At 68.0% G+C, this 19,214-nt stretch carries 21 protein-coding genes; 8 read left to right on the top strand and 13 right to left on the bottom strand.

What is annotated here, in order from left to right:
* Positions 1-14: 14 nt before the first annotated feature.
* The 6 genes from WT26_RS30510 to WT26_RS30485 form a co-directional block, all read right to left on the bottom strand.
* A complete protein-coding gene (locus WT26_RS30510; RefSeq protein WP_027789442.1) occupies positions 15-323 on the bottom strand; it encodes an ArsR/SmtB family transcription factor in 309 nt (102 codons plus the stop codon).
* A gap of 246 nt (positions 324-569) precedes the next feature.
* Complete coding sequence (locus tag WT26_RS30505) at positions 570-1,025, bottom strand: hypothetical protein (RefSeq protein WP_060156560.1); 456 nt, start codon at positions 1,023-1,025, stop codon at positions 570-572.
* Positions 1,026-1,084: 59 nt separating this feature from the next.
* On the bottom strand, positions 1,085-2,146 hold the full coding sequence (locus WT26_RS30500) for an ABC transporter ATP-binding protein (protein WP_059739095.1): 1,062 nt from the start codon (positions 2,144-2,146) through the stop codon (positions 1,085-1,087).
* Positions 2,143-3,087 (bottom strand): ABC transporter permease, encoded by a 945-nt coding sequence (locus tag WT26_RS30495; RefSeq protein WP_059589581.1) that lies wholly within the window; start codon positions 3,085-3,087, stop codon positions 2,143-2,145. Before WT26_RS30495 ends, WT26_RS30500 begins: the two co-directional genes overlap by 4 nt.
* Before the next feature lie 86 nt (positions 3,088-3,173).
* Complete coding sequence (locus WT26_RS30490; protein ID WP_060156558.1) at positions 3,174-3,998, bottom strand: ABC transporter permease; 825 nt, start codon at positions 3,996-3,998, stop codon at positions 3,174-3,176.
* Between the two features lie 106 nt (positions 3,999-4,104).
* Positions 4,105-5,106 (bottom strand): ABC transporter substrate-binding protein, encoded by a 1,002-nt coding sequence (locus WT26_RS30485; RefSeq protein WP_230461779.1) that lies wholly within the window; start codon positions 5,104-5,106, stop codon positions 4,105-4,107.
* A 439-nt stretch (positions 5,107-5,545) separates the two neighbouring features.
* Between WT26_RS30485 and WT26_RS30480 the strand changes: the two genes are divergently transcribed.
* Genes WT26_RS30480 through WT26_RS30465 form a run of 4 tightly spaced genes read left to right on the top strand, consistent with a single transcriptional unit; the run spans position 5,546 to position 10,048 of the window.
* Positions 5,546-6,538: an ABC transporter substrate-binding protein gene (locus WT26_RS30480; RefSeq protein ID WP_059531807.1), complete on the top strand. Its 993-nt coding sequence runs from the start codon at positions 5,546-5,548 to the stop codon at positions 6,536-6,538.
* Complete coding sequence (locus WT26_RS30475) at positions 6,535-8,247, top strand: ABC transporter permease (RefSeq protein WP_080485792.1); 1,713 nt, start codon at positions 6,535-6,537, stop codon at positions 8,245-8,247. The genes WT26_RS30480 and WT26_RS30475 overlap by 4 nt, the downstream gene beginning before the upstream one ends.
* Positions 8,235-9,257, top strand: coding sequence for an ABC transporter ATP-binding protein (locus WT26_RS30470; RefSeq protein WP_059531809.1), 1,023 nt, complete (start codon positions 8,235-8,237; stop codon positions 9,255-9,257). The genes WT26_RS30475 and WT26_RS30470 overlap by 13 nt, the downstream gene beginning before the upstream one ends.
* Positions 9,254-10,048, top strand: a complete 795-nt coding sequence (locus tag WT26_RS30465) for a phosphodiesterase (RefSeq protein WP_060020420.1) — start codon at positions 9,254-9,256, stop codon at positions 10,046-10,048. The genes WT26_RS30470 and WT26_RS30465 overlap by 4 nt, the downstream gene beginning before the upstream one ends.
* Positions 10,049-10,154: 106 nt before the next feature.
* Here WT26_RS30465 and WT26_RS38965 read toward each other — a convergent pair whose 3' ends face one another.
* The 4 genes from WT26_RS38965 to WT26_RS30445 form a co-directional block, all read right to left on the bottom strand.
* Entirely contained in the window at positions 10,155-11,450 is a 1,296-nt protein-coding gene (locus WT26_RS38965) for an IclR family transcriptional regulator (protein WP_335622468.1), read from the bottom strand.
* A 153-nt stretch (positions 11,451-11,603) separates the two neighbouring features.
* On the bottom strand, positions 11,604-12,413 hold the full coding sequence (locus tag WT26_RS30455) for a GntR family transcriptional regulator (protein WP_080485791.1): 810 nt from the start codon (positions 12,411-12,413) through the stop codon (positions 11,604-11,606).
* A gap of 40 nt (positions 12,414-12,453) precedes the next feature.
* On the bottom strand, positions 12,454-13,359 hold the full coding sequence (murQ, locus tag WT26_RS30450) for an N-acetylmuramic acid 6-phosphate etherase (RefSeq protein ID WP_059886598.1): 906 nt from the start codon (positions 13,357-13,359) through the stop codon (positions 12,454-12,456).
* Between the two features lie 214 nt (positions 13,360-13,573).
* Positions 13,574-14,077, bottom strand: a complete 504-nt coding sequence (locus WT26_RS30445) for a GNAT family N-acetyltransferase (RefSeq protein ID WP_335622467.1) — start codon at positions 14,075-14,077, stop codon at positions 13,574-13,576.
* A 111-nt stretch (positions 14,078-14,188) separates the two neighbouring features.
* On the opposite strand from WT26_RS30445, the gene WT26_RS30440 reads away from it, so the two are divergent.
* Positions 14,189-14,839 (top strand): GntR family transcriptional regulator, encoded by a 651-nt coding sequence (locus WT26_RS30440; RefSeq protein ID WP_042588253.1) that lies wholly within the window; start codon positions 14,189-14,191, stop codon positions 14,837-14,839.
* The gene (locus tag WT26_RS30435) at positions 14,836-16,083 is read left to right on the top strand and encodes a dicarboxylate/amino acid:cation symporter (protein WP_059589477.1); all 1,248 of its coding nucleotides are present in this window, start codon (positions 14,836-14,838) and stop codon (positions 16,081-16,083) included. Before WT26_RS30440 ends, WT26_RS30435 begins: the two co-directional genes overlap by 4 nt.
* A 487-nt stretch (positions 16,084-16,570) precedes the next feature.
* Here the strand turns inward: WT26_RS30435 and WT26_RS30430 are convergent, their stop codons facing one another.
* Both WT26_RS30430 and WT26_RS30425 read right to left on the bottom strand, forming a co-directional pair.
* Entirely contained in the window at positions 16,571-16,846 is a 276-nt protein-coding gene (locus WT26_RS30430; protein WP_059772404.1) for a DUF4148 domain-containing protein, read from the bottom strand.
* A gap of 59 nt (positions 16,847-16,905) precedes the next feature.
* Positions 16,906-17,250, bottom strand: coding sequence for a DUF4148 domain-containing protein (locus tag WT26_RS30425; RefSeq protein WP_059589472.1), 345 nt, complete (start codon positions 17,248-17,250; stop codon positions 16,906-16,908).
* A 201-nt stretch (positions 17,251-17,451) separates the two neighbouring features.
* Between WT26_RS30425 and WT26_RS30420 the strand changes: the two genes are divergently transcribed.
* Together WT26_RS30420 and WT26_RS30415 are read left to right on the top strand one after the other, a co-directional pair.
* A complete protein-coding gene (locus WT26_RS30420) occupies positions 17,452-17,988 on the top strand; it encodes a sigma-70 family RNA polymerase sigma factor (RefSeq protein WP_069271495.1) in 537 nt (178 codons plus the stop codon).
* Entirely contained in the window at positions 17,988-18,773 is a 786-nt protein-coding gene (locus WT26_RS30415; RefSeq protein WP_069271494.1) for an anti-sigma factor family protein, read from the top strand. Before WT26_RS30420 ends, WT26_RS30415 begins: the two co-directional genes overlap by 1 nt.
* Before the next feature lie 94 nt (positions 18,774-18,867).
* On the opposite strand, the gene WT26_RS30410 is transcribed toward WT26_RS30415, so the two are convergent.
* Positions 18,868-19,209, bottom strand: coding sequence for a cupredoxin domain-containing protein (locus WT26_RS30410; RefSeq protein WP_069274681.1), 342 nt, complete (start codon positions 19,207-19,209; stop codon positions 18,868-18,870).
* Positions 19,210-19,214 lie beyond the last annotated feature (5 nt).

Genomic DNA, 19,214 nt, shown 5'->3' with positions numbered 1-19,214 from the left:
AGGCCGGCGCGCGCTCAGAGTTCGCGGCGCAGTGCGTCGTGAAATGCGTCGATGACGGCCTCGTTGCGCTGGAAAAACGCCCACTGGCCGATCCGCGTCGACGTCACGAGCCCCGCGCGCTGCAGCGTCGCGAGGTGCGCGGAGACGGTCGATTGCGACAGCCCGCAGCGCGCGTCGATCTGGCCCGCGCAGACGCCGTGTTCATACGGCAGCGTCTGGTTCGGGAAATGCACGTCCGGCGTTTTCAGCCAGGCGAGGATTTCCCGGCGCACGGGGTTCGAGAGCGCTTTCAGGATCGCTTCGATGTCGAGTTCGGTCGGCATGGGTGAGGTTTGTTCAGGCAAATGAGGATCGTCGATGGGCGAATCTTATATCGGAACTTGACGATATGCACAAAGACACTGATCTCGATGGGGGCGATAGCCGTGATCCGTGGGAATGAAGGGTGTCTTGCGGAGGGTAACGCCTATGCGGACGGGAATCCGGTCAGCCGGAGGCCGCAAGCTGGAGCAATTCGTCGAGTGCGGCCGGGCGGTGAGCGCTCGGTCATGTCCTTTCTCCGTCGTTCGCTAACCGGTCTCAGCCGCCGGAATCGGCGAGCGCCGCCTGCCGGCGATGAAGCGCCGCAGTCGATCGCAGGCCTCCAGATAGCGAAACTTCGGCACCGCCGCAAGCTGTTCGTCGTGCAGCACCAGCACGCGCTCGACCGCCGTCTGCTCCTGGTCCAGCAAAAGGCAGGCTTGATCGTGCTCGATGCGTTCGATGCACGCGTCGAGTGCCGCCTCCGCCCGGCGATAGGGTTCGACATCCACGCCCGCGGCGGTCTCGCTCCGCATGAGGTACGCCAGATAGACGACCCGCAACAGGCGGCAGACCTGATCGAAATCGCCGCGACCCGTGCGAACCGTCGCCAGCGCGAGGTGGTTTTCAAGCGAGAGCGATCGCACCTTGGCGGTGGAGAGCGGCAACAGCGCATCCTTCGTGCGCGCGGGCCGCGTAGCGCCGGGCGAGGTTTGCTTTTTCATGCAGGACCTGGTGTGCAAAGCACCTGACGCGCTCGAGTGATCGGCTCGTCGGGCAGCCATTACCCGAGCGCGATCAGCGCTTGCTCCGCGAGCGAGATGCCCACCGGCGTACCGCGCGCGAGCTCGATGCGTCCGGCCACGTCGACGACGATCGAATCCGGCGCCGCGCCGCCGATCGTGAGTCGGGTGCGCTCGCCCAGAAACGCAGCGTGCTCGATGGTGCCGCGCAACTGCGCCTGGGACGGATCGACGAGGTGCGCGTCCTCGGGCCGGAAGAACAGCTCGCCTTCCTGCAGCGCCGCCGCACCCGAGCCGGACGCGAGGTCGGCCGGCACGGGAACGGCGCCGCCCGTGGTCGCGAGCAAGCCGTCTCGCCACTGTCCCGCAAGACGGTTGAGCGTGCCGACGAACTGCGCGACCGCCCGGTTCGCCGGGCGATAGTAGATGTCGCGCGGCGTGCCGGACTGCTCGATGCGGCCTGCGCTCATTACCACGATGCGATCGCCGAGCTCCATCGCTTCGGCCTGGTCATGCGTCACGTACACCGTGGTCACGCCGAGCCGGCGCAGCAGCGCGTTCATCTCGCTGCGCAGCGTGTCGCGCAGCCGGGCGTCGAGCGCCGTGAGCGGCTCGTCGAGCAGCAGCACGCGCGGCTGCATCGCGAGCGCGCGGGCGAGGGCGACGCGCTGGCGCTGGCCGCCCGAGAGCTGGGCAATGGGCTTGTCGGCGTGCGCGTCGAGCCGCATCATCGCGAGCAGTTCGTCGACGCGCTTGCGCGCGGCCGCGGCCGGCATGCGCTGGATCTTGAGCCCGTAGCCGACGTTGCCCCGCACGGTGAGGTTCGGAAACAGCGCGTAGCTCTGAAACACCATGCCCACCTTGCGCCTTTCGATGGGCAGCGCCGTGACGTCCTCGTCGCCGAACGCAACGGTGCCGCCCGCGTCGGGCGTTTCGAGGCCGGCGATCATCCTGAGCGTCGTGGTCTTGCCGCAGCCCGACGGCCCGAGCAGCACCAGCGTTTCGCCCGCGCCGATCGACAAATCGAGCGGCTCGAGCACGCGCGTGCCGCGAAATGTTTTCGAACAGCGCGTGAGCGTGATTGGAATGGAGTCCAGTTTCATTGCGGGTTTCCTTGGTGCGTATGGTCCGGTCCGGCGCGCCGCGCCTTGCGGGTATCGCGTGCGTGGCGCATGCCGGAGGCGTCGACACCGAGCCGTTGCATCGCAACGAGCAGCGGCATCGTCATGATGAAGAACAGAATCGTGTACGCGCTGCCGATCTCGATGCGCAGCGACGCATAGGTGTCGGCGAGGCCGACCGGCAGCGTCTTGGTGTCGGGCGTGTGCAGCATCCACGTGAGGTTGAATTCGCCGATCGACAGCGTGAGCACCGCGAGCGCGCCGGCGACGATGCCGGGCCACGCATTGGGCAGCACGATCGTGAAGAAGCGCTGCGCGAAGGTGGCGCCGAGGCTCGCCGCGCCTTCCTCGAGCGTCGGCAGGTCCGACGCGGCGCATACGGCGGCCACGGCGCGCACCATGAAGGGCAGCGTGAAGACCACGTGGCCCGCCACGATGAACGCCACGCTCGTGCGAAACGGCGTGAAGCCGCCGTAGACCACGAGCAGCGCGAGCGCGGATGCGAGCCCGGGGAGCGCGATCGGCAGCACGAGCAGTTCTTCGACGACGCGCGAGAGCCGCGTGCGGCTGCGCGCGAGCACGTAGCCGGCGGGCACGCCCGCGATCAGCGTGACGACGAGCGTGGCCGCGGCGACTTCGAGCGACAGGAACACGGACGCGTGATATTGCGTCCAGACGTGCGCGAGCCAGCGCAGCGTGAGGCCGCTCGCGATGCCCTGGAAGTAGTTCACCGTGAGGCCCGCGACGATCGACATCACGATCGGCACGATCAGGAACGCACACAGGAGCAGCGTGACGGCCCATTGCCCGCAGGCGAGCAGCGTGCGCGTCGAGGGGAGCGGCAACCCGCGCCGGCGGGCGGACCGCGGCGGCGTGGGCGTTGCCGGTGTGGCCGGCGTTGTCAGCGTGGTGGGTGAGTTCATCTGAATTTCCTCGAGGCCGAAGCTCGTGCGAAGGCCATCGCGATGGCCTTCGCCGCGCGCGGCGTGGACGACCGGTTCAAGCACGTTCATGCGGTGGCCGCGACGGCCGAGCCCGTCGCGCTGCGCGCGCAGGCGAGCACGGCCCACGTGACCAGCCCGAGCACGATCGACAGCCCCGCGGCCGTCACCATGTTCGCGTTCAACGTGAACTCGGTGTAGATGGTCATGGGCAGCACGTCGATGTCGGTGGCGAGGGTGAATGCCGTGCCGAACGCGCCCATCGCGGTCGCGAAGCACACGGCGCCGGCCGCGATCAAGCCCGGCGAGAGCGCGGGCAGCACGACGTCGCGCATGATCTGCCACGGCGATGCGCCGAGCGAGCGTGCGGCCTCTTCGAGCGACGCGTCGAGCTTCGTCGCCGACGCCATCACCGTGACGATCACGCGCGGAATCGAGAAATACAGATAGCCCACGAACAGGCCCGCCATCGAATACGCGAATACCCAGCGATCGCCGGTGAGCTTCAGCGCGAGCGCGCCGACGAGCCCCTGGCGGCCCGCGAGCATGATCACCATGAAGCCGACCACCACGCCCGGAAACGCGAGCGGAAACGTGAGCAGCGCGACCAGCGTGCGCTTGCCGGCGAACTCCCGGCGCGCGAGCAACAGGCCGGTGATGACGGACAGCGCCAGCGTGGCCGCCGTGACCGCCGCCGACAGCAGCACCGTGGCGGCGAGGCTTTTCATGTAGCGCGCGTTGGCGAGCAATGCGCCGTAGGTGGCGAAGAAGTGATGATCCGCGCTGATCTGCAAGAGCGCGACCATCGGCAATAGCCAGAAAGCGATGAATACGGCGAGCGCGGGCGCCAGCAGCGCGATGCGCCAGCGCAGCGGAAACGTGATGTCGTGCATGGCGGTGACGAGGTCGGGTCGGGGCTTCGGTCGGGTGATGGAACCGGGCTCGCCCGCTCACGCAGGGTCAACCCGTGCGTGAGCGGGCGAGAACGGGATCGCTCAATCAATGCATGATCTGCAGATATTGCTCGCCGAAGCTCTGCTGCTTCTCGGCCATCTTCGCGAAGTCGACGGACTTCGCGCGCGCATAGTCGCTGGCCGGCAGGAACTTCGCGGCGGTCGCGGGCGACAGCGCGCCCGCGCGCACCGGGCGCAGATACGCGTTCGCCCACAGCTTCTGGCCTTCGTCGGAGAGCACGAAGTCGAGCACCTTCCTGCCGTTCGCCTCGTGCGACGCGCCCTTCACCAGGCTCATCACGTACGGCACCGAGATCGTGCCTTCGCGCGGAATCACGAATTCCACGTTGGCGCGATCCTTGTACTTCGCACGATAGGCGTCGAAGTCGTAGGAGAGCAGGATCGGAATCTCGCCCGACAGCACGCGCGCGTAAGCCGTCTGCTTCGGCACGATCGGCGCGTTGGCCTTGAGCTTGCGGAACCAGTCGAGGCCCGGCTGGAAGTTGTCGAGCGTGCCGCCGAGAGCCTGATTCACGGCAACCGCGCTCGCATAGCCGACGAACGCGCTCGACGGATCGAGATAGCCGACCATCCCCTTGTATTCGGGCTTGAGCAGGTCGGCCCATGAGCGCGGCACCGGCTTGCCTTCCAGCGCGTCCTTGTTGACGAAGAAGCCGGGCGTGCCCGAGTGGATTGCGAACCAGTAGCCCTGCGGGTCCTTCAGGCCTGCGGGAATGTCGTCCCAGTGCGCGGGGCGGTACGGCTGGACGACGCCCTTGTCCTTCGCCTGGAACGCCGACGAGACGCCGAGATAGGCCACGTCCGCGACGGGGCTCTTCTGCTCGGCCACCAGTTGAGCAATGGCCTGGCCTGAATTCTTGTTGTCGAACGGCACGCGAATGCCGGTCTTCTGCTTGATCGCCGCGATTTGCGCTGCCCAGTCGGCCCACTCGGGCGGGCAGTTGTAGCAGATCGCGGTTTCTTCGGCATGGGCGGCCTGCGGCGCCGTGAACGCAAGGGCCGAGGCGAGCGCGGCCGCGGCGGCAATGAGGGCGCCGGCGCTTTTGCTCGCGGCGCGCCCGAGCTTGGTGGCAGAGGCGAAAGGGCGGGTCACTGCGGGTCTCCTTCGTGCGGGGACAAGGGGGAATCGATGGGTCGCTGGCGCGAGCGGCGCTGCTGCGACGCGTGTCGCGTGAGTACAGCGATGGCTGGCGCACGTTGTCGTGACGGACGCAGTGTGCGAATGCGACGTGGCGTCGTCATGAAAAAAACGGACAAAGTCCGCATCGATCTGTGCGCTCGAGGAATAGTCCGCCATGACTGCATTGTTCGGTGTACGCACAGTACGATGCGCATTTTGCGCATCCGTTTCATCTGCCCGCAATGTGTCGCCCGCACACTGCGACCCGCGTGTGACCGGACCGTCCTGAGCCACGTACCGTGAGCGTGGGGCCGTTTCATTTCATCGACCTCGGAGAAGCGATCAGATGCGCAACATCCTCATGCCGGCCGTCGCGATCGCGTGTTGCGCGCTGTCCGCCGCACGCCACGCGCAGGCCGCCGACGACGCGCTCATGCTGTACACCAGCCAGCCGAACAGCGACGCACGGACCACGGTGGACGCATTCAGGAAGGCGCACCCGGAAATCCGCGTCGAATGGGTGCGGGACGGGACGTCGCAGCTGATGACGCGGCTCGCGGCCGAGACGAGCGCCGGCGTCGTCAAGGCGGACGTCCTGCTGATCGCCGACAGCCTGACGATGCAGGCACTGAAGCAGCGGGGCGCGCTGCAGCCCTACCTGAGCCCGGCGCGCACCGCATACGCGCCGGCGCTGTACGAGAAGGACGGGTACTACTACGGCACGAAGATGATCACGACCGGCATCGCGTACAACACCGGCGCGACGTTCAAGCCGACGAGCTGGAACGATCTGGCGCAGCCTCAGTTGAAGAACCAGGTGACGATGCCGAGCCCGCTCTATTCGGGCGCGGCGATGATCCACCTCGCCGCGCTGACGTCGCTGCCGTCGCTCGGCTGGCGGTACTACGAACAGTTGCATGCGAACGGCGCGAGCGCGCAGGGCGGCAACGGCGGCGTGTTGACGGCGATTGCGTCCGGCACGAAGAGCTACGGGATGCTGGTCGACTTCATGGCGATCCGCGAAAAGAACAAGGGCGCTCCGATCGATTTCGTGTTTCCGAAGGAGGGCGTGAGTGTCGTGACCGAGCCGGTCGCGATCCTGAAGCAGGCGCGGCACGTGCAGGCGGCGCGCGCATTCGTCGATTTCCTGCTGTCGCCCGACGGGCAGGCGCTGGTCCGCACCCAGGGCTACATTCCCGCGCTCGCGACGCTGCCCGTGCCGGCCGGCTTCCCGAGCCGCGATCAGCTGAAACTGCTCGGCTTCGATCCCGCCAGGGCGCTGGCGTCGAACGAGGCGGACAAGGCGCGCTTCGGCGCACTGTTCGGCGTGTCGAAATGAACGGCGTGCGCGCCTGTGCCGCGCCTGCCCGGGGCGCGGCGGACTGGCCGTTCCTGCTGCCGCTGCTGTTGGTCGCCGTGCTGGGCGTCGCGCCGACATTGCGGTTGCTCTGGGAGGCGGGCGTGGGCCTGCGGTGGAGCGCGGACGCGCCCGCGTTGCGCGTGCTGCGCGATGTCGCGACGTGGCAGGCGATCGGCCATAGCGTCTACACGGGCGTGGCGGGCACGCTGATCGCGGTCGCGCTGGGCGGGCTGTTCGGTTTCGTATTGACGCTGACGGACGTGCGCGGCAAGGGGCTCTGGGCGTTCGGTTTCATGTTGCCGATGATGATCCCCCCGCAGGTGACGGCGCTCGCGTGGCTGCAGTTGAGCGGGCCGTCCAGCCCGCTGCTGAAGACGCTCGGGCTCGCGCCGCCGCTCGGGAGCCCGCAGCCGCTGTACTCGGCGGGCGGGATCGCGCTGCTGCTCGGCATCCAGCATGCGCCGCTCGTGTTCCTGTCGCTGCGCGCGAGCCTGCTCACGCTGCCTGTGGACCTGATCGAGGCGGCACGACTGGCGGGCGCGGACCGGGCGCGGATCTGGCGCGACATGGTATTCCCGCTCGCACGCCCCGGTCTCGTCGCGGGCAGCGCGCTCGCGTTCGTGTCGTCGCTCGGCAACTTCGGCATTCCGGCGCTGCTGGGCATTCCGGCCGGCTACTACGTGCTGCCGACGCTCATCTACCAGAAGATGGCGGGCTTCGGCACGCAGACGTTGCCGCAGGTGGCGGTGCTGTCGCTGCTGATCGGTGCGATCGCGCTGGCGGGGCTCGGCCTGCAGTCGCGCATCCAGGCGCGCCGCGCGCTGCGGCTCGCAGGCGCCGCGGGCCGGCCGGCGCGCCTGCCGCTCGGCCGCGCGCGAGGGACGGTCGAGCTGCTGCTGGCGCTCGCGCTCGTCGCGACGCTGCTCGCGCCGCTGGCGGCCCTGCTCGTCAGCTCGCTCGTGCCTGCGATCGGCATCGGGCTCAGCGCGCACACGCTGACCTTGCAGGCGTACGCCGAGATGCTCGCGAAACAGGGCGCGGCCTTGCGCGCGCTGCGCAACAGCGTGATGCTGGCCGGCGCCGCCGCACTCGCGCTTGCGCTCCTCGCGCTCCCCGTCGCCTGGTGGCAGGTGCGACGCCCGGGGCGCCTGCTCGCCTGCCTCGGCGCGGCGATCGAAATCCCCTACGCGGTGCCCGGCGTCGTGCTCGCGATCGCATGCATCCTGTTGTTCGCGCGACCGGTACCGGTCATCGGCGTGCCGCTGTACGGCTCGCTCGCGATCATCCTCGTCGCCTATCTCGCACGCTTCATGGTGGTCGCGTTCAAGCCGGTCCATGCGAGCCTGAACCAGCTCGACCCGTCGCTCGAGGAAGCCGCGCAGCTCGCGGGCGCGCCGCTCGGCCGGCGGCTGCGGGAGATCCTGCTGCCGCTCGTCGCGCCTTCCGCGTTCGCCGGCGCGCTGCTGGTGTTCCTGAGTGCCGTGAACGAACTGACCGTATCGGCGCTGCTCTGGAGCGCCGGCAACGAGACGTTGGGCGTCCTGATCTTCAATCTGAACGAAAGCGGCGACAACGTGCTTGCGGCAGCCGTCTCGGTGCTGATCGTCGCGATGGTGGCGGCGCTGATGGCGGTACTGAGCATGCTCGCGCGGCGCCTGCCGCAAGGAGTGGTGCCATGGCGGAACTGACGCTTGAGGGTGTGCGCAGGCAGCACGGCGACACGCGGGTCGTCGACGATCTGGATCTGGCGATTCCCGCCGGCGCGTTCGTCGCGCTTCTTGGGCCGAGCGGCTGCGGGAAGACGACCACGCTGAGGATGATCGCCGGATTCGACCCGGTCGACGCAGGGGAGATCCGGCTTGGCGCGCGCGTGCTGTCGGATGCGCGCGGCCAGGTGCCGCCGGAGAACCGCGGCATGGGCATGGTGTTTCAGTCGTACGCGCTGTGGCCGCACATGAGCGTCGCGGAGAACGTCGGTTATGCGCTGAGGCTGCGCGGCATACGGGGCGCGGCGTACGCGAGCCGCGTGCGCGAGGCGCTCGAATGGGTGCAACTGGCCGAGCGCGGCGATGCGATGCCGCAGGATCTGTCGGGCGGCCAGCGCCAGCGCGTCGCGCTCGCCCGCTGCCTGGTCGGCGAGCCCGAAGTCGTGCTGCTCGATGAGCCGCTGGCGAACCTCGACCGCCATCTTCGCGCGTCGATGGAACACACGTTCCGCGAATTTCATCGGCGCACGGGCGCGACTTTCGTCTACGTGACGCACGATCAGGAAGAGGCGATGGCGCTCGCCGATCGCGTCGCGGTGATGCAGCGCGGCCGGCTCGTCCAGTGGGCGACGCCCGAGACCTTGTATCGCTGTCCGCGCACCGACTGGCTGGCCGGCTTCATCGGCCAGGGCAGCGTGCTCGAGGCGGCGGGCGCGCTGGCCGGGCAGGTGGACGGCGCGGCGCTGATGGCGGCGCTGGCGCACGATGCCGGCCTGCGTTCGCCGGTGCTGGTGCGCCCGGAGCATGTGCAGGTCGCCGAGCGGGGGATCGCGGGCGAAGTGCGGGACTGCGTGTTCAGGGGGGAGCGCTACGAGGTGACGATGCATCTCGCGGACGGGCAACCGCTGCTTGCCTACCATTCCGTTGCGCTCACGGCCGGGCAGCGCGTCTGCGCGCAGATCAGTCACGGATGGGGGCTGGAGCGATCATGACGGCGACAGCGGGTGTGGCGAAGCTGATCCACCTGTCGGATCCGCATCTGGTGCCGCCCGGCGAGCGCCTGTTCGGGCTCGACCCCGCCGCGCGGCTGCGCTTCGCGATCGACGATATCAATCGTCGGCACGCGGATGCACGGCTATGCGTGATCACCGGCGATCTCGCACACGACGGCGACCCGGCTGCGTACCGCGTACTCGCCGGCTGCCTGACGCGCCTGATTCCGTCGGTGCGCCTGCTCATCGGCAATCACGACCGCCGTGACGCGTTTTGCGCGGCGTTTCCGCACGCGGGCGTCGACCGCCACGGATTCGTGCAGTCGGTGCAGGACTTCGACTTCGGCCGCTGCGTATTTCTCGATACGCTCGATCCCGGTGTGTCGGCGGGGCGGCTGTGCGCCGCGCGCGTCGACTGGCTCCGCGCGATGCTTGACGAAGCGGCGCGGCGGCCGGTGTTCCTGTTCGCGCATCACCCTCCGTTCGAGCTCGGGTTGCCGTCGACGGACCGCGCGCGACTTGCCGATGCCGACGCCGACGCGCTGCGCGCGCTGATTGCCGCGCATGGCGACGTGCGACACGTCTTCGCGGGACACGTCCACCTGCAGACGTCCGGAGGCTGGTACGGCACGCCGTTCTCGACGGTGCGAGGGACGAACCATCAGTTCTCGCGCGAATTCACATCGGAGCCGGCGCGCATCACGCTGGATCCGCCGGCCTACGCAGTCGTGCTCGTTCGCGACAGCGGCGTGGCGATCCATCACCAGACGTTCGACTGTGTGGATGACTGACGGCCGGATTGTCGAGGATTCACGGAGAAAATGGGCGTGTGCCGTTTGGCCGATGCGGAATGGTTTTCCGCCGGGGCGGGTGCGATTGTCGCGGCCCGCGTCGCGACTACGGCCCGGGACGCACGTCGCGCAGCAGTGTAGCCAGCTCGATCGCGGCCTGCTTGAGCGCCGGCGCGATGCGGCGCCGGATCGCGTCGACATCCGGTTGCGGCTCGACCGCGCCGCAGCTCAGCGCCATCAGCGTCTTCGACAGCCCGACGCGGACCGGCAATGCCATGCTCCACGCATCGCGCTGATTTTCGCCGAGCGACAGGCAGACGCCGGTCGCGCGCAGATCCGCGAACGCGGCTTCGATGCCGGCCGCGATCGCGTTGGCCTGCGGGCCGGCCGCCTCGGTCAATTGCGCGATCTGGCGTCGCCGCAACGGGTCCGGCAGCCCGCACAGCCACGCGCGCCCGATCGCGGTCGTGCCCATCGGCACGAGCGAGCCGACGCCCATCCGCGGCGTGGCGATCCGCGCGCCGGAGCGGTGCGCGACATACAGCATGTCCAGGTGGTCAGGCACGGCGAGCCCGACGGACGCGTCGAGCCGGTCGGCCAGTTTCTGCATGAACGGCTGGGCGAGCGGCGTGACCGGATTGGCCGCGAGGTATGCCTGCCCGATGCCGAACACGTTCGAGCCCAACTCGAAACGTGCGTCGCCCGCTGCGCGGCGAAGGAAGCCGAGGTCGATCAGCGCCGAAGTCAGAGCTGATACGGCCGATCTCGGCAAGCCGGTCCGCGACGCCAGTTCGCCGTTCGTCAGCGGCGCGCGGTCGGCGTGAAACGCGCGCAGCACCTGGAGCCCGCGATCGAGGGTCAGCGTGACGGGGCTGGATGGGGATATGGCGATTCCCGGCTTGCGCGGCGAGGCCGACGCCGATGCGTGCGATCGGGCGCTTACTCGCTGGTCGCGAGTCGCGCCTGCGGCACCTGCGCTGTCCGGGGCGAGCACATCGACGTGGTCCCGCGCGCTGAGCGGCACGCCGGTATCGGCCGCGTCTGCCTGGATGCCGGGATCGGCGACGGCCGCGTAGCCGAGCGACAGCGCGGCGGGCGCGAGCGCGTACTTTCGGCTCGAGTCGTCGTGATGCAGGTAGCCGAGCGCGACCAGCGACTGCAGCAGCCGCGACACGGTCGGCGCGGGAATGCCGGTTTCCAGCGCGATTTCCCGGTTTCCGAGCCAGCCCTTGTCCGGACCGAACGCGCACAGGATCGCGAAGCCGCGCGCCAGCGGTGTCGCCGTCGCGTCGCCTTCCGCGCGCTTGTCCCGGGGCCGCTTCGGCCGGGCAGGGTCGACACCGTGCGGACCATTGCGCGACCGCGTGCCGGCGTCGTGCGACAAGGGCCTGTCGGAATGCATGACGGTCTCCGTATTCTCCGTCCGGGCCGGCCCGTGAGCCGGCGCGGCACTATGTGCGAGTAATCCTCGAATCCTACTATGGCATCGGCGGGTCGGGCCGCGTGCTAGGGGATGCCCCATCAGGGTTCGCGCGCGCATCGCGCCCCTCGGCGTTCACTCGTGATCGAGCACCGCGACGTAGTCGTAACGGTCTGCTCGATACAGCGTGCGCGTCAGTTCGAGCGGGCATCCGTCGCTCGAGAACGAGCGGCGCTCGATGGACAGCACGGGGTCGCCCGCGCGGATGCCGAGCAGCTCGGCGTCGCGGGCCGACGCGAGTTCCGCGCGCAGCCGCTGGACCGCGCGCACCGGATGGACATCGGCATCCTGCAGCGCGCGGTACAGCGAGTCGCCGAAGTCGACGGCGCCGCTCAGCAGGTTGGCGGGCAGCGTCGCGCGTTCGATGGCCATCGGCACCGCATCGGCCGTCCTGACGCGTTCCAGGCGAATCACGCGCGCGTGCGGCGCGAGCCCGAGCGCGAGCAATTCGTCGGGCGACGGCCGGTCGAGCTCGCGGCGCAGCCACTGCGAACCGGGTTGGAGACCGCGCCGCTGCATGTCGTCCGAGAAGCGGGTGACCGGCGAAAGCTGCTGCTCGACCCGCGCGGCGACGAACGTGCCGGCGCCGCGCCGGGATTCGATCAGGCCCTGTCGCGTCAGCTTGTCGATCGCGCGCCGGACCGTGTCCCGCGACACCTGGAAGCGCTCGGCGAGGTCGCGTTCCGGCGGCAGGCCCTCGCCGGTCTTCAGCTTGCCGTCGACGATGGCCGCGCGCAGCAGGCGGGCGAGACGCATCGATATCGACGATTCGGTGCCGTTGCCGGGCGCGCGGAGCGCCGCCACCTGCTCGGCGTCGAACAATTCGGCGCGGTCGGCCGCTCGCGCGCGCGGTCGGCCGCGCGCATTCTGATTCGAAGGTTTCATGTCGGCGATCGGGGATCGGGTGGGCGGTGCGCAGCGCACGTCAAGCGGGCCCGGTTTGCGGGAGCGATGCGAGCGCCTTGCGGATCGAGCCGCCGGCCGCGCCGGCGAGCCGCTCGGCACCGGCGCGGTCGATGCCGGCGACCAGCATCAGGATCGCGATGCGCGGACGGTTGCCCGCCTGTTCGAGCGCACGCTCCGCCGCGTCCGGCGGCACGCGGGCCGCCTGCGACACGATGCGGATCGCGCGTTGCCGGAGCTTGTGGTTGTGCGCTTGGACGTCGACCATCAGGTTGCCGTACGTCTTGCCGAGCGCGACCATCGAGATCGTCGACAGCATGTTGCAGATCATCTTCTGCGCGGTGCCGGCCTTCAGGCGCGTCGAGCCCGTCAGCACTTCCGGGCCGCAGTCCACCTCGATCGCGACGTCGGACAGCTTGCCCGCCTCGCTGCCGACGTTGCACGCGACGCAGACGGTGCGGCATCCGGTGTCCCGCGCATGGCGGAGCGCGCCGATCACGTAGGGCGTGCGTCCGCTCGCGGTCAGCCCCACCACCACGTCGTTGCGCGTGAGGCCGATCGCTTCGAGATCGCGGCGCCCGAGCGCGTCCGAATCCTCGGCGGATTCGTTGATGCCCGCAAAGCCGCCCGCGACGATGCCGACGATGTCGCCGGGCCGCGTGCCGAACGTCGGCTGGCACTCGAGCGCATCGAGGTAGCCGATGCGCCCGCTGTTGCCGGCCCCGATGTAAATCAGCCTGCCGCCCGCACGCAGCGCATCGGCGATCGCGGCCACGGCGGACGCGATCGCGGGCAGCGCACGCGCGACGCACGCCGCGACGCGCGCGTCCTCCCGGTTCATCAGCGCGAGCGCTTCGCCGATGCCGAGCGCATCGAGATTCGCGCTTTGCCCGTTGGGCTGCTCGGTGACGAGGTGCTCGAGACGCATGGCGGTGTGCCCTTCCTGAAGCAATCCGTCAAATAATAATTGGTATGGGTGAACTTGAAAACAGGTATGGCGACGGCAGCGCGATACGCGGCTGCGCGAAACGATGCCCGTGAGTATGTCGATATTTGGTACGGTCCAATTTTTGCGAATGCAATCCAGCCGGCGCCGGCATGGCGACGCGGATCGATGCACGCGCCACGTCGTCGTCGCGGTGTCAACGCGTCACGGGATGCTTCATCAGATAGAACTTCAAGTCCGGGCGAGTCGGCATCGAGAACGGCGGCGAATCCGCGACGAAGCCCAGCGCACGGTAGAAGTCGCGCGCGGATTCGCGCGCCGTGCACCACACCAGCTCCGCGCCGGCCTGCCGGGCCCGGCGGATGCTCAGGCGCACGAGAAGCTGGCCGAAGCCGAGCCCGCGCATCGGCGGGGCGACCGCCATCCCGCGAAGGCGCCACGCGCGCGGCGCCGGGTCGTCCTTCAGGCGCTCCTCGCAGATCGATGCGACCGCAACGATGTTCGCGTCGTCGCGAACGGCGAAATGCACGGTCGTCGGATCGTGATCTCCCGGCAACGCGCACGCATGTTCATCTCCGACCAGCAAAACCGCAGCCCGAAGCGGGTAGGTCTGTTCCGCCAGAATCTCTGCAATAGTGAACAATGCTCCTTTTGGGGGCATGGGTTTTTCCTTTTTTTCGGCACTGGTTTTCAGCCACACTACGAAATTTACCGCACTCGCATAAATTACAGTTGCCGGAATTCGAGCGGAAGGATAATCTCACACCCGGCCGATTCGATTTAAAAACAACCAGTGAAACTGTGATCGCAGATGACGGGGAAAATATTGACCAATGCCGAGAGCGCCTACGAGGAGATTCGCACGCGAATCTTTGACGGCCGGCTCACGCCTGGACAAAAGATTTCTCATCGCGGCCTTGCCGACGAGCTCGGTTTCGGTCAGATGCCGGTTCGCAGCGCGCTTCATCTGCTCGAGGCCGAAGGGCTCGTCACGGTGGTGGGAAAGAGCGGGACGTACGTCACGTCGCCCACCAACGACGACCTGCGGGAAATCTACGAAATGCGGCTGGCGCTCGAAAGCACCGCGGCCTATCTGGCGGCCCAGCGCGGGGCGACCGACGGGCTCAGGGAGTCGGCCGAACGCATGAGCCGGATTCTCGAGGCGGACAGCGGTGACATCATGCTCGAACAGCGCGTGGGATGGGTATTCCATCAGGAGCTGTTCGCGGCGGCGAAGAACCCGCGAATCTCGACGGCATACGAATTATTGCGCGGGCAGACTCTCGCTCTCAATGAATTGCCGCGCGGCGATGCGGAAACGGTGCGTCGCGGCACGATCGAGCATCTCAGGATATATCAGGCGATCGTCGATAAAGACGGCGAACTCGCGCGGCGGCATATGTGGAATCACATCATCGACGGAACGCCTGCGCGAATCAAACTAATCCGGGCACAACAATGAATAACGAGACCAATAAATCCTTGCTTCCGATCAAGATGTTCGCCGGCCTGGTGCTCGGGGGCGCATGCGGCGTATTCCTGCCGGACGTGGGTTCGAAGCTGGGATTCGTTACGGCGATTTTCGGGCATGCGATCAAGATGGTCGTCATGCCGCTGATTTTCCTGTCGGTGACGGTCGGCGTGTTTCGCGCAAGGCAGCAGCGCGGCCGGCTCGGCACCGTCGCGACGCTCAGCGTCGTGTTCTTCGTCGTGATGACCGCGCTGGCCGCGGCGCTCGGGCTGCTGCTCAACTGGGCGTTCCGCCCGGGGCTCGGTGCGAGCCTGGCCCAGACGGGCACGATGCCGGCGCATCTCGCGTCGTCGATCGACTGGCTGCAATTCGTGGTCGACCTGATTCCCGCCAACATCGTCGCCGCGCTCGCCGCGGGCAATTCGCTGCCGGTGCTGGTGTTCGGCGTGTTGCTCGGCTCCGCGCTGGCCGCGGTCGCGGATCGCGCGGAACCGGCGATCGCGGTGTTCGAGGCGCTGCTGGCCGGCCTGTTCAAGCTGGTCGAGTGGGTGATCGCGTGGTCGCCGCTCGCGATCTTCGCGGCGCTCGCGCTGCTGTTCTCGACCAAGGGCATCGCCGCGCTCCATCCGCTCGTCAAGCTGCTGGGCGTCGCGTACCTCGGCATGGCGATCCTCGCGATCATCCTGACGGCGGTCATCAAGGCCACCGGCCATTCGCCGCTCGCCGTGATCAGGAAGGTGCGCGAGCCGCTGATCCTGGGCTTCACGACGCGTTCGTCGGAGATCACGTTCCCGCTTCACCTGAAGAAGCTGACCGAGATGGGCGTGCCGCGCGGCGTCGCGTCGACGATCCTGCCGCTCGCATACATCTTCAACCGCGACGGCGCGGTGCTCTATACGGCGCTCGCGGTCGCTTACCTCGGGGACGCGTACCACATCGTCTGGACGTGGCCGGTCGTGCTGATGATCGTGGTCCTGACGATCATCACGATCGACGGAGCGGCCAACGTGCCGTCCGGCGCGATCGTCGCGATCACCGTGATCCTCACGTCGATCGGCCTGCCGGCGGATGCGGTGCTGCTGATCCTCGGCGTCGATGCGTTCTTCGACATGGGGCGCACCGCGCTGAACGTCTATGCGAGCACCACGGCCGCGACCGTCGCGGTGCGGCTCGCGGGCCCGGACCACGCACAGGGCGAGGCCGAGCTGCGGCAGCGGAATCGGCAGCATGCGTGACGCCGACGTCACGATGGACAACCTGATGCAGGAAGCAGGAAGGATGTAACGAGGCAGGACGGTCGTCGCTCGCGTTGCGAGCGCAGGCGACGACCGGAAATGAAACGGCCGACGGACATGCGTCTGTTGGGCGGCAGCCCCCGGATCGTTGCGGATTGCCGGGAGCGCGCGCGAGTCGTATCGACGCGGCCGGGACGTTGCCATCTGCGATCACAGTTTTTTTTGGAAGTTTCACCGGTTCTCACTCGGCACGGGTTCCATGTCTCGTGTCCCGCCTGACGGCGTTTACTTGCCTGGTTGGCGCCTCGGATTCGTCAGGCGGCTTTACCGCGCGCTTCTTCTCCTCGGGAGAAGCGCGCGTCTTTTATACCGATCTCTTCGAGCGCCGTAGCACGGCTGCTCGGGGAGACGCCTCCGTGAACAGGAATCGACCCGGCGGAACGGCCGGGTCGGACCTGTGAATCTCCGTCGCCGGCGTCACGTGCCGCTACCTGCCGGCTTGCGCGGGCAGGCCGGCTGACGGCGCACTTGCGTCGGCCGCCGCCGATCCGGCTGCCCGCTGCGCGGCGACTTTCGCTTCCGCCGCCTGAATGTCCGCGGGGTACGTGCCCTGGTCGCCGGCCGACGGATCGTAGCCGGCGGCTTCCAGTTGATAGAGTTCCTCCAGCACCTGCGCGCGCGTGAGCGGCGCGGGTGTCTGGGCCGATGCCGCATCGCCGGCAAACAGCGCGGCGACGATCAGCAAACCGATCGGGTGTTTCATGATGGTGCTCCAGAAACCGTGAATGCAATGGCGGGCAGGCGACGAACGACGCGCGCGTCTCAGCTGCCGAAATACGGCGTGCAGAAGCTGACGGGTCCGACGCACGCCGCGTCGCGCGGTGTCGCGGGCGCGAGCGCGCGTTTGCCCGCATCGGTCGAACCCGCGGCCTGACTGCCGGTTCCGCTGCGTTCGGGCGCGGCCTGCATCCGGTCCACCTGCGTTTGGTATAGCGGGCTCACATCGGGATACGACGCGTCGGTTACGAAACGCAGACCGTGGTTTTCCGCGTCGATCAATTCCTGACGGACTTCCGCGCGCGTCCTGCCTTGCGCCGAAGCCTGCGTGGCAAAACCGGCGGCGCAAAGCATCGCGATGGAAACGCCGACCAGCAGAGGCTTGTTCATGATGAGCTCCTTCGAAAGTGAAAACGGTGCGTGCTGCAATCGTTCCAACTTCGCGGCGGGCGCGTTTATTCCACTCGTACGGAATCCTTGAAAAAAATCGCCCGCATCCGCACGGCATGCGGACGACGGGAATAGAAACCGCGTTTCGGGAGTCATCACTTGTGCGGTGTGGTGTCGATCAAGTGACGATCCGGGTGCGGAATGGACGAGCAGACTTCTGTCAGGCGCTTCGATGCGCTGATGTCGCCTCACATGCATGCCGCGTACAACGTCGCCCGATGGCTTGCCCGCAACGACCAGGATGCGCAGGACATCGTTCAGGAAGCGTATGTTCGCGCGTTCAGGTTCATCGACAGGTTCGACGGCGACGATGCGCGCGCGTGGTTGCTGAGCATCGTCCGCAACGTGTTCTTCACGTGGTATCGGCAGAACCGGCGCCGCACGGCCGAATCGCTGTCGCTCGACGATGACGGCGCCACGCCGGAATTGAGCGACGAAGGCTGCCTCAGCCCCGAGACCCTGCTGATGCGCGCGCAGGACCGCCGGCAGGTCGTCAAGGCGCTGGAGAGCCTGAGCGTCGAGCACCGCGAGGTCGTCGTGTTGAGGGAGATCGAAGGGTTCTCGTACAAGGAAATTGCGAGCATCGTCGGCGTGCCGATCGGCACGGTGATGTCGCGCCTCGGGCGCGGGCGCCGGCAGCTCGCCGCGATTCTCGTGAACATGGGCCAGGAGGCGTGATGGATCATCAGCAAGCATGCGACGTGCTCGCGGCATACGTCGACAACGAGTTGAGTCTCACCGAAAGTGTGGCGCTCGAGCGTCACCTGGCCCGCTGCAACGCATGCCGGAGCGCACTCGAGATCCAGCGGCGCGCGAGCGCGCTGCTGAAGTCGGCCGACCTTCGGTTCGGCGCGCCTGACGCATTGCGCGTGCGGATCGCGGCGGATCTGCGTTCCCGTCGATCCGTGCGCCGGCGCCTGTCCGATTGGCTGCGGCCGCGCGCGGCGACCGGCATGCCGATCTGGGCGCCGGCGGGCGCGCTGGCCGTCAGCGCGCTGGCGCTGGCGTGGAGCGGCGTGCTATGGCTGTCGGTTCCGACGGCCGACGAGCAGCTCCGGACGGAACTCGTCGACAGCCATGTGCGCTCGCTTCAGCTGGATCATCTGACCGACGTCGTGTCGACCGACCGGCATACGGTCAAGCCCTGGTTCGACGGGAAGATCGATTTTGCGCCGCCGGTGCGGGATCTGGCGCAGGACGGCTATCCGCTCGTCGGCGGGCGGCTCGATTACGTGGGCGGGCGGACCGTCGCGGTGCTCGTGTATCGGTATCAGCGCCATCCGATCAACGTGTACGTGTGGCCGGGAAACGGCGCCGCCGGGCAGCCGCGCATCGACGAGCAGCAGGGTTATCACGTCGCGCGCTGGTCGGCCGGGCGAATGAATTACCGGGCCGTCACCGATGCGGGCGCCGCCGAGCTCGGCGGGTTCGTCGAACGGTTGCGCGCGGCGGCCGGATCGTAAACATTTCCAGGCGTTCGCAGGCGCACGACACGTGCGCCGCGACGCATGCCCGATTGCGGCATGCGTCGTCCGGCATGGATTGCGGTGAAGCGGCTTACTGCACCGTGATGGTCTCCTTCATGTACGGGTGAATCCCGCAGAACACCTTGTAGACGCCCGGCTTGTCGAATTTATAGGAGTACGTGTCGCCCTGGTCGAGCGCCGACGAGTGAAAGATGCCGGCGTCGTTGACGACCGTATGCGGTTCCCCGTCGAGGTTCTTCCACGTGACCGTCGTGCCGGCCTTGATCGTGGTCGACATCGGCGAAAACATGAAATTGCGGATCGTCACGAGCGGGCCGCCCGGGCCCTGCGCGAATGCCGCGCCGGGCGACACGGATGCGGCCGCGCAGAGCGCGAGCGCGACGAGGGTGCGGGGCAGTGCACGATTCTTCATGGTGG

It is taken from the genome of Burkholderia cepacia, assembly GCF_001718835.1.
Taxonomy (GTDB): domain Bacteria; phylum Pseudomonadota; class Gammaproteobacteria; order Burkholderiales; family Burkholderiaceae; genus Burkholderia; species Burkholderia cepacia_F.
This window is presented reverse-complemented; position numbering and strand designations above follow the sequence as displayed.

Coding starts and splice junctions, on each gene's coding strand:
- WT26_RS30455 (WP_080485791.1), bottom strand. CDS start 12,413: ATGAAACCTTCGAATCAGAATGCGCGCGGCCGACCGCGCGCGCGAGCG.
- WT26_RS30490 (WP_060156558.1), bottom strand. CDS start 3,998: ATGCACGACATCACGTTTCCGCTGCGCTGGCGCATCGCGCTGCTGGCG.
- WT26_RS30475 (WP_080485792.1), top strand. CDS start 6,535: ATGAACGGCGTGCGCGCCTGTGCCGCGCCTGCCCGGGGCGCGGCGGAC.
- WT26_RS30470 (WP_059531809.1), top strand. CDS start 8,235: ATGGCGGAACTGACGCTTGAGGGTGTGCGCAGGCAGCACGGCGACACG.
- WT26_RS30430 (WP_059772404.1), bottom strand. CDS start 16,846: ATGAAACACCCGATCGGTTTGCTGATCGTCGCCGCGCTGTTTGCCGGC.
- WT26_RS30480 (WP_059531807.1), top strand. CDS start 5,546: ATGCGCAACATCCTCATGCCGGCCGTCGCGATCGCGTGTTGCGCGCTG.
- WT26_RS30495 (WP_059589581.1), bottom strand. CDS start 3,087: ATGAACTCACCCACCACGCTGACAACGCCGGCCACACCGGCAACGCCC.
- WT26_RS30440 (WP_042588253.1), top strand. CDS start 14,189: ATGACGGGGAAAATATTGACCAATGCCGAGAGCGCCTACGAGGAGATT.
- WT26_RS30465 (WP_060020420.1), top strand. CDS start 9,254: ATGACGGCGACAGCGGGTGTGGCGAAGCTGATCCACCTGTCGGATCCG.
- WT26_RS30425 (WP_059589472.1), bottom strand. CDS start 17,250: ATGAACAAGCCTCTGCTGGTCGGCGTTTCCATCGCGATGCTTTGCGCC.
- WT26_RS30505 (WP_060156560.1), bottom strand. CDS start 1,025: ATGAAAAAGCAAACCTCGCCCGGCGCTACGCGGCCCGCGCGCACGAAG.
- WT26_RS38965 (WP_335622468.1), bottom strand. CDS start 11,450: ATGCATTCCGACAGGCCCTTGTCGCACGACGCCGGCACGCGGTCGCGC.
- WT26_RS30435 (WP_059589477.1), top strand. CDS start 14,836: ATGAATAACGAGACCAATAAATCCTTGCTTCCGATCAAGATGTTCGCC.
- WT26_RS30420 (WP_069271495.1), top strand. CDS start 17,452: ATGGACGAGCAGACTTCTGTCAGGCGCTTCGATGCGCTGATGTCGCCT.
- WT26_RS30410 (WP_069274681.1), bottom strand. CDS start 19,209: ATGAAGAATCGTGCACTGCCCCGCACCCTCGTCGCGCTCGCGCTCTGC.
- WT26_RS30500 (WP_059739095.1), bottom strand. CDS start 2,146: ATGAAACTGGACTCCATTCCAATCACGCTCACGCGCTGTTCGAAAACA.
- WT26_RS30510 (WP_027789442.1), bottom strand. CDS start 323: ATGCCGACCGAACTCGACATCGAAGCGATCCTGAAAGCGCTCTCGAAC.
- WT26_RS30415 (WP_069271494.1), top strand. CDS start 17,988: ATGGATCATCAGCAAGCATGCGACGTGCTCGCGGCATACGTCGACAAC.
- murQ (WP_059886598.1), bottom strand. CDS start 13,359: ATGCGTCTCGAGCACCTCGTCACCGAGCAGCCCAACGGGCAAAGCGCG.